Genomic DNA, 16,013 nt, shown 5'->3' on the forward strand with positions numbered 1-16,013 from the left:
CACTTATTTACCAGCATGGTTTATCTTTGGTGCTTTAGCAATAGTATTTTGTATCTTAAATTACGAAAAACAAAAACCTTTTCACAAAATATCATATACATATAACGAAGAATATATTTAATCTTGAAAAAGACTTCTAGAGCTCTTTGTACTATACACAACCGATATCGCTTAGAGCACCTCACCCGATTAAAACAACTGAAAATAACTTGATCATCAGAATGGATTAAAACGCTTTATTATAAATATACGCGCTCACTTATGATTTCTATAGATAACGATAACATCACTTCATTTGTATCACTTTAAAAAAATTAGCGAATAAATCTAACTCCCATCTATAGAAAACTCTGTACAGAAAAAACTTAACATATTGAAGTTCATATATTTTTATGGATGCTTTTTTATACTCTACAAAAACTTTTCTTAATTTTAGTACTAGAAATCACATATAAAAAACGTCTTCTAATATCAGCACTCCTTATAAAATTGGAACTTCTTGAAATTAATGAAGAAGCTTATAAAAATTATTCTACAAATCTAACAAAATGCGTTAAATAAAAACTAATCTGTAAATAATTGCAATTGTAATAAAGAACATTTTGCACCTTCCTCCCATTGTGATATCCACCCTATTACATCTAAAAAAATCCAAGAGACTATTAGTAGAAAAATTTTTAAGCACCTTCTCCCTATTGAGAAAATGGTAAAATAACAGCTTCAGTAACACTCTGTTCTTTTAAATCTGAAAATCGTCTCGCTAAAACATCAACTTTTTTAGATATCTCATCCAAACTTTTCCATTGATTCGTTACCACTCGAGAAAGTTCCTCAATGAATTTTTCTTGGTAAGCTAGCTTTATTTCTAGTTCTATCAGCCGATCTTCATCCGACATGATTCTTACTCCATCTTAAATAAAAAAACGTGATTAATTTTATTAATCCTCCCCCTTTTTCTTCCCCTAAAAATGAGAAGTAACTTTTCAACTAATTCTACTCATCTTATTTGCACATTATAAAGGGTTTATAATGATCTTTATTTTCCTAATCACTTATTCAACAAATTTCTTTCTTAAGAATCAGAAATGTTTTTATCTTTACTAAGTTATCTTGACACCATTTTCCATCCTAAGGATCTACATTCCCAGCTTCTTAATTTGAGTGCTATCGTAAATTGGAAAGCATTTATAGTATTAAGATCAAAGAATACTGTCCTCTGACTTTTACATACTTCTCCTGCAAATTATTATCATATTTTATAAATTATTGAAAAAATGCATTCTTGCTTTTATACGTACTTTTAGCTATTACCCTCAAATTAGTTTTGTCTCATTGATTTACAAACCTATGCCGCATTAGCTCAGTTGGTAGAGCACATCATTCGTAATGATGGGGTCGCTGGTTCGAATCCGGCATGCGGCACCGCATTTTCTCTTTTTCATATTAGAACATATGGATTTTTATTTAATTATCTGTTTGAAGACCACCTTCTACAGTTTATATAATTTTACCTAATTTGTTCTTATTTCTTTGGAGTAAAGGCTAAGATCTCTTTCTTTCTCCACCTCACCGCTCTCCCTAGCTTATATGGCTCCGGAAACAACCCCTGAAGCACCCAATTGCGAATCGTTGTTGTGGATACACTAAAAAGCTGTACACATTCACGGGTTGTTACATATCTATCGCCATCATCAAATATCATCTCATTACCTTTCTCTTTTTTATGTTATGTAAATGGGCGGAGATGCTAGGAGGAGAGAACCTCCCATATCTTCAAGCGGCTTTTTGTTAAAATCTTTTGTATCTCTTGTACTATTGCCTCTAAAAAGATTTCAATAGCTTGATTGATTTGTTTAAGACGCTTCTGGAAACGTAGCCAATACAACACTAGACAAAGATGATACCATTGTCCCCGAATGCCCCATAAAACACTTCATATGAAAAAGACGAAAGCATTATTCATATGGAAAAATATATGAAACCGAAATCATCATTCAAGTTTATTACAATACAATATTCTTTACAACACTATCCAATATCATTGGTCTATATATTGAATATGCTCCACTACTATATTGTTTTAGTTGGAAACAGACTACTAGAGAGGGAGAAAATATCGATTATGTTTTTATATAACATTTTATTTAAAATCCTTCATAAAGATATTTTTTAAGAAAATTAAGCAATTAGAGGAAAAAATAAATAACAGTTAAATTCACTATAGATTTTTTGATTAAATATGTATAATACGTTATGTGTATATCGTATTGATTCTAAGATAATTTGTAGATCTATAATATTCAACTGTAATGTTTTTTTGTTTTTATGAAAATAATTCTATGGTGTAAGTTATGGGTTATGCAATTACTTGAAAATCAATACCTATTATTTCATTACTTATTATATCTCTTATTTTTTTGTTAAAAAATGCTTTTTTTCATCAGGATTATTGAAGTTTTTTTAAGTAAAGTTCTTCTAAATCATTCTGGATCAACTGTAAGAATTTATGAATAAAATCTATCTGATTATAAATGGATTTATTATAAAGTTATTATATTGAGATGGAGATCAATTGCTGCAAAATGAATGGTGTTTAGCATAATATTTGTTCAAAAAACGATATGGGTTTTAACATAACTCACTATGGAGATTTTGAATTTATTATGCCCTTTCGCTGTTCTGTTCTTAAAAATGAGTAGATGTAAGTTTTCGATTCATATCCTGCTTTGTGTAGTTTTTTTATAGGTAAGAATAATGCGAAAAATATCAAAAGAAGGGCTTGCATTGATTAAGCAATTGGAAGGCTTACGTTTATCGGCTTATGAATATTCTGGTGGTGTATGGACAATTGGTTATGGACATACAAATGCTGCTGGTGCTCCAAGCGTCCACAAAGACATGCAAATTACGGAAAAAGAAGCTGAAAAAATCCTTTGTCAGGATTTGAGAGAGTGTGAACTCGTTGTTGAAAAAGCCGTTACCGTTCCTTTAAACAATGAACAATTCGCGGCATTAGTATCATTTTGCTATAACGTAGGAATAACAGCCTTTTGCAATTCTACACTTTTAAAAAAGCTCAATAAAGGTGCATATGAAGTGGTACCAACTGAATTGCAAAAATGGACAAGAGTAGGAGGAAAACGTATCCAAGGTCTTGTCAATCGCCGAGCAGCCGAAGCAGGATTATGGGCGAAAGGATCTCATGTTGCCCCAAATTATCATGTAGTAGAATCAGAAGGCGTGACAGGTATTTGCAAAGTAGAAGCTCTTGCACCAATCATAGGTTCTTTTTCAGGGCTTGGAGGGCTTTTTTCAGGAAATGGTCCTGTTCAATGGGTTTTAGCAGGCATTATGGTTTTAGCTGCTTGTACAGCTATGGTATACATTGCTAAACGCTTTCAAGAACACCGCCTATGATCTTATGGATAAAAAAATATCTAACAATGACGTCAGTGACCATAGCAACTTTTCTTATAGCTTTAGTGAAAGCCTTTTTTCTTGGGAAACAAGTTGAGAAGCAAAAGCAAACAAAGGAAGCTTTCAAGATAGGACAACACGGCTTAAGGTAGAAAATGAAGATTAATAAGAAAAGTGATGCTGCTATGCGTACTAAGCTTTCTAACTGGCTGCGCGACGAATGAACGAACTTCTTGTATTGGATGGCTGCCAATTTATTTGAATCGACAAGATATCAATGTGATTAATCCAAATTTGGCGAGAGATATTTAAAACATAATGAACAAGGTGCAGGTCTATGTGGTTGGAGACATAAACGGAAAATAAAGTGCTAAAGATACAATTCCTCTGAAACATTAATCAATGAAAAGATTTGAAAGAGGTCGATATATTCAGATTAAAAGTAAAAGAACTTAAAGGATAAAAACACTCTGGTGGTCGATTGGATTTAATTAGAGTGACGGAGATGTCTGAGTTGAAGCGAAAGAATTCAACAAGGTTATATTTGTATAAAGTGATTGAGTCTATTGATGTATTCTAAGAGCATCTTTGTTATCCTACCAAAAGAAGATGAGAAAAGATTTTACGGATTGCACTGCTATCGTCGTTCAAAGAACTAATGATACACAACGTTCTGTCTTCAACAAAATAGGATTTGGCATGCTTAAGAAAAACAATCCACGGGATTGTATAATGAATAATGGACAGCTTTTATGTGATTTGTGAATGACGTTGTTTCAGCTTTCTAATCGTAATAATGATGTTGAAGATAAGATAAATAGTTTCGCACGGTATCTGCTTTTTCATGCTAAAGTGGCGCAAAAACATTGTGAGTGATATTGGCTGTTAATTTTTCTGTAGTAAATTCCCTATGTGGGAAATAACATGAAACTCTAGTGGAGAAAACCAGCAACCGTTTTTACCTTCATTTTTCAACTCTGCTTTTTTGCTTTCAAAAGCCGTTTTTGCAATTTCTTGAAAAATATTGCTTTGCTGTTGTAAGATAACTTGTTCCTGAAATAAAATGGGACCATTACCTTCTTTTAAAATATCACTGTAATATCTTGCAAACTCATATGCTGCTTTTAGAGAAAGTTTGTAACGTGCCTTTCACGGCGTTTATTGTGATGTGTATAACGGAAAAATTAAGAGTGCGTATTATCTTTTCGAACATTCAACCACAATCTTACTTCATCACAATATTTACCTTAGGAAGATACTTTTACAAAAGATGCTGATAATCTATAAATCGCCCTCACCTAATTCACCTTCTCGTTCATCCTTCTATGCATTGCCCGTCCACCTTTTAAACCACCTTAAATTTTTGATATAGAATTTTTTCTTTAGTTTTTATTTTTTATTGAATCATAAAAATGATCTGTACCAATCTTGCCTCTATGCATCTTTATACATTTTGATTCTTGTTTCTAAAGCCCAGTCTACAAGCATGTCACTCTGTTTTTTATATTTAATATATATTTTTAGATTTATTCGTAACTTGCTAGAAAAGTTTCTATATTTTGATAGCAAATCTTCTATCAGTTCACTTTTTTCAAAAGATTCTGAAAGGATTCTCAAAAAGTCTACAAATTTAAAGACTCTTTAATGCGTATTGTTTCTTTTTTAGAAATCAAAATTGGTGATGCCTCATTCCTTACCAGAAATTGTATTATTTGAAGAGCAATCTGTATAAGATGATGTCATCTCTTTTATGAAGTTAACTAAAGTTTTTTGAATTTCTAGCATATTGTTTAAAGACAAAAGAAACCTCCCTTTTATTTATGCAAGCAGCTTAGACATCGGCTGATAATTCTCCCGCTTATAAAAAGCTTTTCTGGAATAACCTTCAGAACCACAATAAAGTGGTGAAAGATAAAACAAGTTTTTAGATGATCATAACGCACAATAAAATCGGACCAGTTTAAATGTTCAATGCTAACACCTGCTAAACAGAGGCAAATAAGTTTTAGCACGCCTTCAAATTGGAAAGACTTAAACCCACGCGCTACGACGGATTTCAACTCTCATCGTACGATTTACCTTCCCTCTAAAACTTAATCGCTGTAAATATAAAAACCTTGAAGCCTGTTCTAAATCCGTGAGAGTTGCTGGCTCTTGCTGTATTAAACGTTGAAACTCCTCACAGCTACTCATCTGAAATGCTAGCATTTTTCATAAAAGGACGATAGTAGCGTTGTAACATCCCCAAAAAATTTACGACATCACCTGAGAGATTATTGCTGATTTCAGGGGATAGAATCAATTTCTGCTCAAAGAAAATCCCAGCCATACCAACAAAAGATTTAGTCTACATGCTATGAGAAATATCCTCAATAATTTTGATAATTTTTTTAGTCAAATTTCTTTTGTTACCAATATCAGCAGCAACTGTTGTGGAATTAACAGAATTATAATTTTTTATCTTAAAATGTATCCATTATTTTTTACATTCTTTCATCTATCTTAGCCTTCTTTTCACAGCTTCAAATGATAAAAAGTAGCTGCAATGTTAAGTTGTCTTGCATCGAACAAATTTCTCGCAAACTATCCCTATTGGCTAGATGACAACACATCCTCTATTTAAAGAAAGAAAACTTTTCTTTTTTATTCAGCGATAAAGTAAATATTATCCAATTACTTATGAGAGTAATTCGATCAAATGGAAACTGTAATTTTTTCCACTCTGAGTAATCCTGTACCCGTTTATATAGATTTGAAAAACACGCTGTTATGAATATTCATAAAAATGCTTTAAAAATTGATATCAGAAAAACTTCTGTTTAAAAAGGGAAAGGTGTTCTCTTACTTGCTACTGAAGAACCTGTTCAGATTTGTCTTGATATTGCTGTAGAGCTTCAAAAAACATAAAGTTATCCCAACGTTTACAAGTGTGCCAACAATTCAACTTTGAGATAATATATCTGTGCTAGAGTTATGCCAATCTCACCAATCTGTTATTGTCTGTGAAGAGCATAGTATCAATGGAGAAGCCTAGAGATGCAATTGTTAAATCGCTTATAGAACAAAACATTCTATGCCAATTTGTATCATTAGGAATACCTAACGACCCCATCTGCAATAAAAACAAACTGGATTTTTAATAAATTATGCAATCAATAGAGAAAGCATAAACAGTGTTAGCAATGACATACTATACAAAAAATATTCAACTGCTTCCTAATATGTTCGCCAGTTCAAAAACATCATAACTCATTGAGGATGCAAGAAAATAAGAAAGAAAAGCACATTAATTCACGCAGTCTTGCTCTCAGTAAACGAGCTTTTTTAAAGATTGTATGGGTATTTTTTTCATTGCTTAAAAATGTACTCCATAAAAACAATATCATACCCATATAATATATTATCCAATAAAATTAATATAAATAATATATAGATTATAGAAATATTATTTATTAGATCCATTTTTATTATAATTGTAGCTTTCAATAAATACATATTGACATTTTTAATAATTTTATTTATATACAATAATTAATATTATTCTATATTAAAATAAAACTAAATGAAGCTTATAAATTTACGTTTTATGCTAATGTGGGAAAGAAGTAATTAACATGTTATATTTTTATATATAGGAGGGAAAAATGCTCACAGCATTATTTATATCTATTTTTTCTATATCAACAGTTGTTTTACCTTTAATATCAGCGCTTGTTCCTTTTTATCCATAGAATGAGCTTTTAATAAAGTAAGTAAAAGATGTATGCAATGTTATTAGTATTTTTTTTGTGTTTATTATTATTAAGATTTTTGCGTTAATATTATTGTAATTACTGAGTATTTTCTGTGATTTTATAGAGGAGCTTTTTGATCTTTTCTATTTAACTTTAACTGTCAACATATTTGTAAAATATATAATTATGCTCCTCTATAAAAAGACTTTCTTTTTCTGAAAGCAGTATAACATATTGCTTTCATTGCTTAAAAACATCTATATTTACTAAACTCTTGCGTGTAATATCTTTGATTGTCTGAGTACCGGTCAGTGTCATAGCTACCCGCATTTCATTGGCAAAAAGATCAAGGAGATGCATAACACCTTTCTTACCTGCTGCTGCAAGCGCATAAACAAAAGCACGGCCAATCATAACAGCATCCGCACCTTGTGCTATCATGCGTACAACATCAAGACCAGAACGAACACCTGAGTCCGCTAAAATAGTCAAATGATCCTTTACAGCATCCGCAATTGCAGGCAACGCTCGTGTTGTTGATAATACACCATCAAGCTGACGTCCGCCGTGATTAGAAACAACAATACCATCCGCACCAAACTTTACTGCTTCTCGTGCATCTTCTGGATCAAGAATACCTTTCAAAATCATTTTTCCTTTCCAAAAATCGCGAATCCATTGTAAATCATGCCAACCAATTGATGGATCAAAATTTGCACCAAGCCAACCAACGTAATCATCCAATGCAATTTTCTTTTTGAGATAAGTGGAGACATTTCCAAGATCATGGGGGCGCCCCATAACACCAACGTTCCAAGCCCAATATGGATGAGTAAACGCTTGTAAAAAACGACGTAATCCAGCATAAGGACCAGACATCCCCGAATGCGAATCACGATAACGTGCACCAGGAACTGGCATATCAACTGTAAAAACCAACGTGCGTACACCAGCTAACCAAGCCCGTTCTAGTGCATCACGCATGAAACCGCGATCTTTGAGAACATAAAGTTGAAACCAAAATGCACCTCCAACTGCTTCTTGCACTTCCGCAATGGGACAAACTGAAACAGAGGATAGAGTAAAAGGAATCCCTTTTGCCGCTGCGGCACGCGCCGCTTCTACCTCTCCACGACGTGTATACATGCCCGTTAGCCCAACAGGTGCAAGTACAATCGGTAAATCAAGTGTCTGTTCAAAAAGCTTGATTGAAAGATCAACTTCACCAACTTGCCTTAGAATCCTTTGACGCAGTGCAAGAGCTTGAAGATCTGTACAGTTACGTCGCATCGTTTCTTCAGCATAAGCCCCACCATCAATATAGTGAAAAAGAAAGGGAGGAAGACGACGCTTTGCCGCCTTACGATAATCAAGTGTTGAAGAAATAATCATTGATGGCACCATTGTTCCTAAATAAAAAGAGAAGACATACTAAAACGCATAAAAGCGAACCCGTGTACCTTCCTACTCGATATTCTCCCAAAACGCTCTATTGAATAGATAGAAGCAACAGAGATTGCAACTTTCTAAAAAAACTAATTGATAAAAACAATGTCTTTATTTCTCCTATCCAAATTTAAAATCTCACAGTATGGGGTATCATTAATAACGTATCCTCTCATATATTGTTCATGTACAATTGAAATATTATACTTTCTTTAAACGAATACCTCTTCGAAAGCGATTGCTCCGCAGCTTAATTAGTTATAATTTAAAGTCGTTTCTCCCTCCAAAGATCCTTAAATTATCGGTTATAAGAATATAGATCCTGTAGTCATTAAGTATAAACCATAATCTCCCCCAAAAGATAAAAAAATACTTTATTAATACTGGAAATAAAGCTGTCGCATACATCCAGAAATCTTCTTATATCAATACTCAAAACTGAGACCTGTTACTTATTCATGAAAGTTTATAAAAATATACAGTGCCTAATTCACATAAAGCATAAAAAATTTTTTTAATGTTCATACGAGTAGAAGCTTTCCATATTGAATTGAATAATTTTCTAGCAATATTTTATATCTTGAAGCTATAAATGAGTTACTAAAAGTAGAACAATGTTTATTAAAAAAATTGTTACTAAACTGTAGTGAAAAACTTCTTTATTGGCTTTCAAGGATAATTTTTATACGAAATAAAATATACTGGTCATTCAAGCTCTAGAAAAATGGAGCAATAGCAGCATCCAATCTCGCATGTTTACTTTGAAAAACAAATACGTTACTGTTATATTGAATTTTAGTAATTTATTGATTTATTATAATCAATAAATACGAATAACATATTGAATATAGTAAAATTCTTTCATTTTAGATTTTTTCATGATGAAATAATCAAAACTATTCTTTTGCACATCATAAACGAAGTTCGTATAGATAAAACCTCTTGAAAAAAAGAAGTAAAAATGCCTCTCAAATGCAAGGGATGCAATAACTTTGGAAACTAAAAATAGAATGAATGGCGCCAATTTTGCGAAGAACAAAATTTTCTTTTATCCAAAATACACTTTCTGCATACATGTTATCAAAACTCGTAGTTTCCAACTCATTTAAAATGCTTGGACAACTTTAAACCCTGTGTTTGATAATGTGATCCAACATCATGTCCATAAAGGGTTGATGGTCGATTAAGCATATGCTCATAGACCAAACGGCCAATCATTTGACCATGCTCTAAGATAAAAGGAACTTCATGGCTCCGCACTTCTAAAACCGCTCTTGCTCCTTTTCCACCCGCTTCCATATGCCCAAATCCTGGATCAAAAAAGCCTGCATAATGCACCCTAAACTCACCAACTAAAGGATCAAAAGGAGTCATTTCTGCAGCATAAAGCGGAGGCACATGAACAGACTCTCGTGAAACTAAAATATAAAATTCATCAGGATCAAGAACCAACTCCCTTTGACCACGATCAAAAAGAGGTTCCCAAAAATCTAAAACGTGGGCAACAGCACGTTTATCAATATCAATAACACTTGTATGATGTTTACCACGATAACCTATAAGGCCGTTTTCGTCTCCCTTTAAATTAATGGAAAGACCAATACCACCAGCGCTAATATTAGGAATATCCTCCGATATCAGTGTTTCTTGCTTTTGCAAAGTGTGTAACTCAACTTCATTTAAATAACTTTGCCCTTTTCTAAACCGAAGCTGTGATAAATGTGAGCCTTTATGCACCAAAATTGGAAATGTGCGTGGACTAATTTCCAAATAAAGAGGACCATGATAACCAGCACAAATTTTATCAAACTCCTGAGCATTATCCGTAATGACACGCGTAAAAATATCTAATCGGCCTGTAGAACTTTTGGGATTGGCAACAGCAGATAAAAATTCTGGTAAAGCTAAATTTTCCAAAAGAGGAACAATATAAACACACCCCGTTTCCAAAACGGCTCCGTCTCGTAAGTCAAACTCATGTAACTTTAACCGTTCAAGCTTATCCAAAACTTTTGTATTAGGGCCCGGCATAAAAGAAGCACGTATACGATAAGCTTTCTCCCCTAAACGAAGATCAAGGCTTGCTGGTTGTATTTGAGATCTATCAAATGGATACTGAGCCTTGAGAAAGTTATTCTCAATCAAAGCTTGTATATCACTATCTGCTAAAATACCGCTTATACGCGCCATATATATTGCCTTCCCTTTTTACATTGTTTCTTTTTTGACCTAGATGATAAATTGGTGCAAGCTATTTTAAGGTGATAAAAACTATTTTTTCTGTTTTTTCCAACCGATTTGTTAACATAAAATAAAATAGGAGGTATTGTAAAAATAATACCTTCCATACTCTCTTATTCTTGAATGTCGCGCAAATGATGTTATCATAATTTTTTATAGAAGCCTTAAGATTCCTGTTAGAATTTATTATGATTATACGCCATCTTAGCGAAAATATTATTAATCAAATCGCCGCTGGTGAAGTTATTGAACGACCAGCAAATGTTGTCAAAGAACTTGTTGAAAACGCTATTGATGCTGGTGCAACACGCATCGAAATTATTACAGCAAATGGTGGAAAAAATTTTATAAAGGTGAGTGATAATGGTTATGGAATTCCTGCAGATCAGTTAACTTTAGCAGTTTCTCGCCATTGTACCTCAAAGATTACCGATGACGTACACAATATCTGCTTCCTTGGGTTTAGAGGAGAAGCCCTCCCCTCTATTGGTTCTGTTGCTAAACTTAAACTCATTTCACGAACAAAAGATGCTGAGAGCGCTGCTGAAATTTCCGTTACTGCAGGAAAAATTGTAGGACCCAAACCAGCTGCTGCAAACCTTGGAACAATTGTTGAAGTTCGTGATCTTTTCTTTGTCACGCCGGCACGATTAAAATTTATGAAAACCGATCGGGCTGAAACAAATGCTATTAGCGATATGATTAAGCGGATTGCTATCGCATTTCCACATATCCGCTTTTCTCTTTCAGGACTAGATAGAACATCTATGGAACTGTCCGCTACAGAAAATAATATTCGAGGACAATTGCAACGTATTACGCAAATTATAGGAAAAGAATTCGCCCCTAATAGCATCGCACTGAATGCTGAACGCGAAGCAGTGCGCTTAACGGGTTTTGCCTGTTTGCCATCCTTCAACCGAAATAACAGCCTTCATCAATTTGCTTATGTTAATGGGCGTCCCGTGCGTGATAAATTTCTATGGGGCGCTATCCGAGGCGCTTATGCTGATGTGATGACACGAGATCGTTATCCTGTCGCTATTCTTTTTATTGATCTCCCACCTGCTGAGGTAGATGTTAATGTACATCCAGCCAAAGCTGATGTACGATTCCGTGATCCAGGATTAATTCGTGGTTTGATCGTTGGAGCTATTCGTGAAGCATTACAGCAATCTGGTATTCGTCCTACTTCAACCCGTTCTGAAGCAACGCTAGCTGCATTTCAAATACAAAAACCATTGGTACAACAACCATTAGGCAATTTTAAGAACACGCACCAGTCCGCTTCTTATAGCCCACAACCTCATCATTTTGCCGCTGCTTCAATGGTTCACAAACCATTGGATATTACTAGTTCTTTTGGTTTAAAAGAAGATGCTACTCCTATTATGGAGGGCTTAAATATACCAAGTGGGGATACATACATTCCAAACACTACATCTTCATCAGAAGAGTTATCTTATCCATTAGGAGCGGCCAGAGCACAAATCCATAAAAACTATATTATCGCCCAAACACAAGATAGTTTGATCATTGTCGATCAGCATGCAGCTCACGAACGATTGGTTTATGAAGCACTCAAAAATGCACTTTATTCCAAACCGCTTCCTTCACAGTTATTACTTATTCCTGAAATTGTAGAACTCTCTGAAGAGGATGCAACATGCCTTTTAACGCATAAAGATGCTTTGCAAAAATTTGGATTAGGAATAGAACCATTTGGACCAGGAGCAATTGTTGTGCGTGAAACACCTTCCATGTTAGGAGAAATCAACGTCCAAGCCCTTATTAAAGATCTTGCAGATGAAGCCGCTGAGTATGATACAACAAACAATTTAAAAGCAATGCTTGATTATGTTGCAGCAACGATGGCTTGTCACGGTTCAATACGGTCAGGGCGCCTTTTACGCCCCGAAGAAATGAACACACTGTTACGACAAATGGAGGCAATACCCAATACAAGTACATGTAATCATGGACGCCCTACTTATATTGAACTCAAATTGGCAGATATAGAACGGCTATTTGGCAGAAAATAAACTCTTAACTATTTTGACAAGAAAAATATTTTTAAATTAACTCTCGACTTTATAATATATCTTATGGCACTTTTCTTGAATCTCTTGTATCAGTAAAAGGAATTATAATGTTTTCCGATAGTGAACGCGAAGCAAAAATTCATTATTCTAATAATGGATATGACATTATAGAATATGGTTCCTATACCATTTGTGCTGTTAGCGGACAAAAAATCCCTATAGATGATTTAAAATATTGGAATCATCACCGTCAAGAAGCATATGCTAGTTGTGAAATCTCCTATCAGCGCGAACTTGAGTGCAACCCATATCTCAAGCAATTGTTAAAAACAAAAGAAAAATAAACCCTCGAAAGCTATAAATTTAGCCTTTACCTTTTAGACAAAAAAATTCAAGGGAACGTTTTCTAAAGCGGCTCATGACCTCCTCAAGGACCATACGACAGAAATCTTTTTGAACAAAATCAACATTCACATCAAAGACAATAAGATTTTTCAAATCTTTTTGCGTGTGAATTGTCTGTATACGGATATAATCTTTAGCTGTTGTTGCTAGCCATAAATTGTGCATTTTAGCCTTTTGTATAAGGCTTTTTAAATTTTTATCTGTGAAAAAATAGTGGTCTGGATACATGTAAGTTTGCACCACATGACCAGATAATTCTTTAATAGATTTAAAAAATTTATCTGGATTGCCAATACCGGCAAATGCCAAAAATGATTTTCCTGAAACCTCATCAGAGGCAATGGCTTTAAGATGAGCACGATATAAAGGCTTTCCAGTACGAGAAACAAGAAAAGAAACATTATCAGGCGCATCGGAATGACCAATCAATAAAACACTATCCATAAAAGAAAACTGCGTTTTTAATGGTACGCGCAAAGGTCCTGCTGGAAAGACAGCTCCATTACCAAAACCGCGCATCGCATCAACAACGAGTAACGTATAATCCATATAAAGACGGCGACTTTGAAATCCGTCATCCATTAAAATAAGATTACATCCCTCTTGCTTAAGCCGTTGTGCCGCTGCATAACGATTAGGTGATACAGCTACAAAAGCATGCTGTGCAAGTAAAAGTGCCTCATCTCCAACATTGTGTGGAGTATCATATTTCTCATTTACAAGATGTACCCCTTTAACTGATCCACCATAACCACGTGATACAATACCAGGTACGAAACCAAGTTCTTTAGCCACTTTGCTAAAAGCAATAACAACCGGCGTTTTACCCGCACCGCCACATGTAAAATTTCCAATACACAAAACTGGCAAATCAATCACGGAAGGCTGTCTTGTCATAAAACGACTTGAAAAATAACCATACCCCCATGAAACTGGAGCTAATACAAAACGCAAAAAGCTTTTATTTTTCCACCAAAAATGGGGGGCGCTAATATGCATATCTACCCTGACGCTGACGTAAACCCGTTTGTATTACAAGGGGTTGTAAAAATGGATCTAAAGTCTTTAATGTGCGCTCAAGTGCACCTGCCATATCTGTCGCCACTTCATGAGCCTTATCAACCATTTCTTGTCGCAATGTTTCATTTGTTAAAAGCTTATACACCTGAATAGCAAGCTGTTTTGTATCTTGAACTATATATGCTGCATCATGCGTTAAAAATTGTTCGAACATCTCTTGAAAATTTGAAACATGGGGCCCTGTCAAAATAGCAGAACCAAGCAAAGCCAATTCCAATGGATTGTGTCCACCATTTCCACATAACGACTTACCAACGAAAGAAACTTTCGATAAGCGAAGAAAAAGCCCCATTTCTCCAATTGTATCTCCCCATAAAATATCGGTATTCATGTTTGGAACAGCATCTCTACTCCTCCGAATAAAACGCAACCCCTTATTATCGCATTTTCTGATAAGATCTTCTGAACGTTCAGGATGACGAGGCACAATAATTGTTAATAAATCTGGCAAATAATTTTTAACAATCTTATGGACCTCAAAAGCAATCTCCTCTTCCCCTTCATGCGTTGAAACAGCTGCCCAAACTGGGCGATTGCCGATTGCATTACGATAACGTGCAAGCAATGCTTGATTTTCAACCAGAACAACATCAGCCTTGAGATTCCCAGAAAACGTAACAGATTTTACGCCAAGTGTATGGTAATAAGCTACATCTCTTTCGTTTTGACCAATCGCCAAATCAATATCCTTAAAAATATGTTTGGCAAGAACGCGTCGTTTTTGCCAAGCTTTAAAAGAACGTTCAGACATATGGGCATTAACCAAAATCTGCGGAATACGCATTTTTGCAAGTTCTTTAATACGAAGAGGCCAAATTTCTGATTCACAAATCAAGGCGAGATCAGGCTTCCAATGACTAATAAAACGGCGCACTGCAAAATCTAAATCCAAAGGAGCATATTGATGAATCAACCTATTACCAAAATGTTTTTTCACAAGAGTAGAAGATGTCACAGTCCCTGTCGTCATTAACACATTGATTTTCAATGATAAAATATAATTTATAAGTGGGACAAGTGCAAGTGTTTCTCCAACACTTGCTGCATGCAACCAAACTAACGAACCTTGGGGGCGTACATGAGAACTTTTACCTAAACGCTCTTTTTTGCGACACCACTCTTCTTTTCCACGAATAGCACGGAAGAACAAATAAAAAGGAATAACAGGACATAAGCAAAAACCAATCATCCGATAGCTTAAAAGAGCCGTATGTGCCTTTAATTCTACCATTTAAAATCACCTCTTCCAGCTATTTTAAGATATCTATATGCTTATTTTGTTAAAAAATTCACACTATTAGTTACATCCATATTTTTTTAATATCATCCATATCTTGAATAAAAAACGCTTCACCCATGAGAAAATTCAATACATAAAGGACAAAAAACGTAATTTTATCGCCATATTTTTTTTTAAAATTTTCCTATAAAGATAACCTATACACGTTATTTAAATCTCTTTTAATGAAACTTTGTCACTTATATGGATTTTATCACTTCATTCTGCACCCTATAAAAAATCTTACTCAAAAAATAACAAAGCTACATTTCAGTCGATTATAATTTTGAAAATATAAATGATAAATATCATACAACCTATAACATAGATTGTATCAATTTTTTTCAGCTCACTGAATAAATACTTCTT

Annotated in this window: 9 protein-coding genes, 1 tRNA gene and 1 pseudogene; 4 read left to right on the forward strand and 7 right to left on the reverse strand. The window is 34.3% G+C overall.

All coding sequences use genetic code 11. The features are described from left to right. Positions 1-692: 692 nt before the first annotated feature. Entirely contained in the window at positions 693-896 is a 204-nt protein-coding gene (locus tag ACFIKY_RS02660) for a SlyX family protein (RefSeq protein WP_012754685.1), read from the reverse strand. 453 nt (positions 897-1,349) lie between these two features. On the opposite strand from ACFIKY_RS02660, the gene ACFIKY_RS02665 reads away from it, so the two are divergent. Then, positions 1,350-1,422, forward strand: a tRNA-Thr gene (locus ACFIKY_RS02665). Positions 1,423-1,522: 100 nt separating this feature from the next. On the opposite strand, the gene ACFIKY_RS02670 is transcribed toward ACFIKY_RS02665, so the two are convergent. Next, entirely contained in the window at positions 1,523-1,702 is a 180-nt protein-coding gene (locus ACFIKY_RS02670; protein WP_375635942.1) for a helix-turn-helix transcriptional regulator, read from the reverse strand. 1,052 nt (positions 1,703-2,754) lie between these two features. Between ACFIKY_RS02670 and ACFIKY_RS02675 the strand changes: the two genes are divergently transcribed. Then, positions 2,755-3,417 carry a lysozyme gene (locus ACFIKY_RS02675; protein WP_012754682.1) on the forward strand — a complete coding sequence of 221 codons (663 nt, stop codon included), beginning with the start codon at positions 2,755-2,757 and terminating at the stop codon, positions 3,415-3,417. An 850-nt stretch (positions 3,418-4,267) separates the two neighbouring features. Here the strand turns inward: ACFIKY_RS02675 and ACFIKY_RS02680 are convergent. From ACFIKY_RS02680 to ACFIKY_RS02690, 3 genes and pseudogenes are all read right to left on the reverse strand, one after another. Continuing rightward, positions 4,268-4,715: pseudogene (locus tag ACFIKY_RS02680) on the reverse strand (integrase); the annotation flags it as partial. A 2,676-nt stretch (positions 4,716-7,391) separates the two neighbouring features. After that, positions 7,392-8,543 carry an FMN-dependent L-lactate dehydrogenase LldD gene (gene lldD / locus ACFIKY_RS02685; protein ID WP_375647112.1) on the reverse strand — a complete coding sequence of 384 codons (1,152 nt, stop codon included), beginning with the start codon at positions 8,541-8,543 and terminating at the stop codon, positions 7,392-7,394. A gap of 1,155 nt (positions 8,544-9,698) precedes the next feature. Next, a complete protein-coding gene (locus ACFIKY_RS02690; protein ID WP_375661379.1) occupies positions 9,699-10,787 on the reverse strand; it encodes a 2'-deoxycytidine 5'-triphosphate deaminase in 1,089 nt (362 codons plus the stop codon). 239 nt (positions 10,788-11,026) lie between these two features. On the opposite strand from ACFIKY_RS02690, the gene mutL reads away from it, so the two are divergent. Continuing rightward, the gene (gene mutL / locus ACFIKY_RS02695; RefSeq protein ID WP_375644614.1) at positions 11,027-12,880 is read left to right on the forward strand and encodes a DNA mismatch repair endonuclease MutL; all 1,854 of its coding nucleotides are present in this window, start codon (positions 11,027-11,029) and stop codon (positions 12,878-12,880) included. Positions 12,881-12,987: 107 nt separating this feature from the next. Beyond that, a complete protein-coding gene (locus ACFIKY_RS02700; protein ID WP_012754677.1) occupies positions 12,988-13,224 on the forward strand; it encodes a DUF2093 domain-containing protein in 237 nt (78 codons plus the stop codon). Positions 13,225-13,243: 19 nt separating this feature from the next. Here ACFIKY_RS02700 and lpxK read toward each other — a convergent pair whose 3' ends face one another. Next, positions 13,244-14,284: a tetraacyldisaccharide 4'-kinase gene (gene lpxK, locus ACFIKY_RS02705; RefSeq protein WP_375635946.1), complete on the reverse strand. Its 1,041-nt coding sequence runs from the start codon at positions 14,282-14,284 to the stop codon at positions 13,244-13,246. Then, positions 14,274-15,596 (reverse strand): lipid IV(A) 3-deoxy-D-manno-octulosonic acid transferase, encoded by a 1,323-nt coding sequence (gene waaA, locus ACFIKY_RS02710; protein ID WP_375635947.1) that lies wholly within the window; start codon positions 15,594-15,596, stop codon positions 14,274-14,276. The genes lpxK and waaA overlap by 11 nt, the downstream gene beginning before the upstream one ends. Positions 15,597-16,013: the final 417 nt, after the last annotated feature.

The sequence above is a fragment of the Bartonella sp. CR127HXZ genome (genome assembly GCF_042194555.1).
Lineage (GTDB): Bacteria > Pseudomonadota > Alphaproteobacteria > Rhizobiales > Rhizobiaceae > Bartonella > Bartonella grahamii.

Bases quoted from the DNA above. Each gene is read 5' to 3' on its own strand.
- ACFIKY_RS02660 (WP_012754685.1), bottom strand. From the start codon at position 896: ATGTCGGATGAAGATCGGCTGATAGAACTAGAAATAAAGCTAGCTTAC.
- ACFIKY_RS02670 (WP_375635942.1), bottom strand. From the start codon at position 1,702: ATGATATTTGATGATGGCGATAGATATGTAACAACCCGTGAATGTGTA.
- ACFIKY_RS02675 (WP_012754682.1), top strand. From the start codon at position 2,755: ATGCGAAAAATATCAAAAGAAGGGCTTGCATTGATTAAGCAATTGGAA.
- lldD (WP_375647112.1), bottom strand. From the start codon at position 8,543: ATGATTATTTCTTCAACACTTGATTATCGTAAGGCGGCAAAGCGTCGT.
- ACFIKY_RS02690 (WP_375661379.1), bottom strand. From the start codon at position 10,787: ATGGCGCGTATAAGCGGTATTTTAGCAGATAGTGATATACAAGCTTTG.
- mutL (WP_375644614.1), top strand. From the start codon at position 11,027: ATGATTATACGCCATCTTAGCGAAAATATTATTAATCAAATCGCCGCT.
- ACFIKY_RS02700 (WP_012754677.1), top strand. From the start codon at position 12,988: ATGTTTTCCGATAGTGAACGCGAAGCAAAAATTCATTATTCTAATAAT.
- lpxK (WP_375635946.1), bottom strand. From the start codon at position 14,284: ATGCATATTAGCGCCCCCCATTTTTGGTGGAAAAATAAAAGCTTTTTG.
- waaA (WP_375635947.1), bottom strand. From the start codon at position 15,596: ATGGTAGAATTAAAGGCACATACGGCTCTTTTAAGCTATCGGATGATT.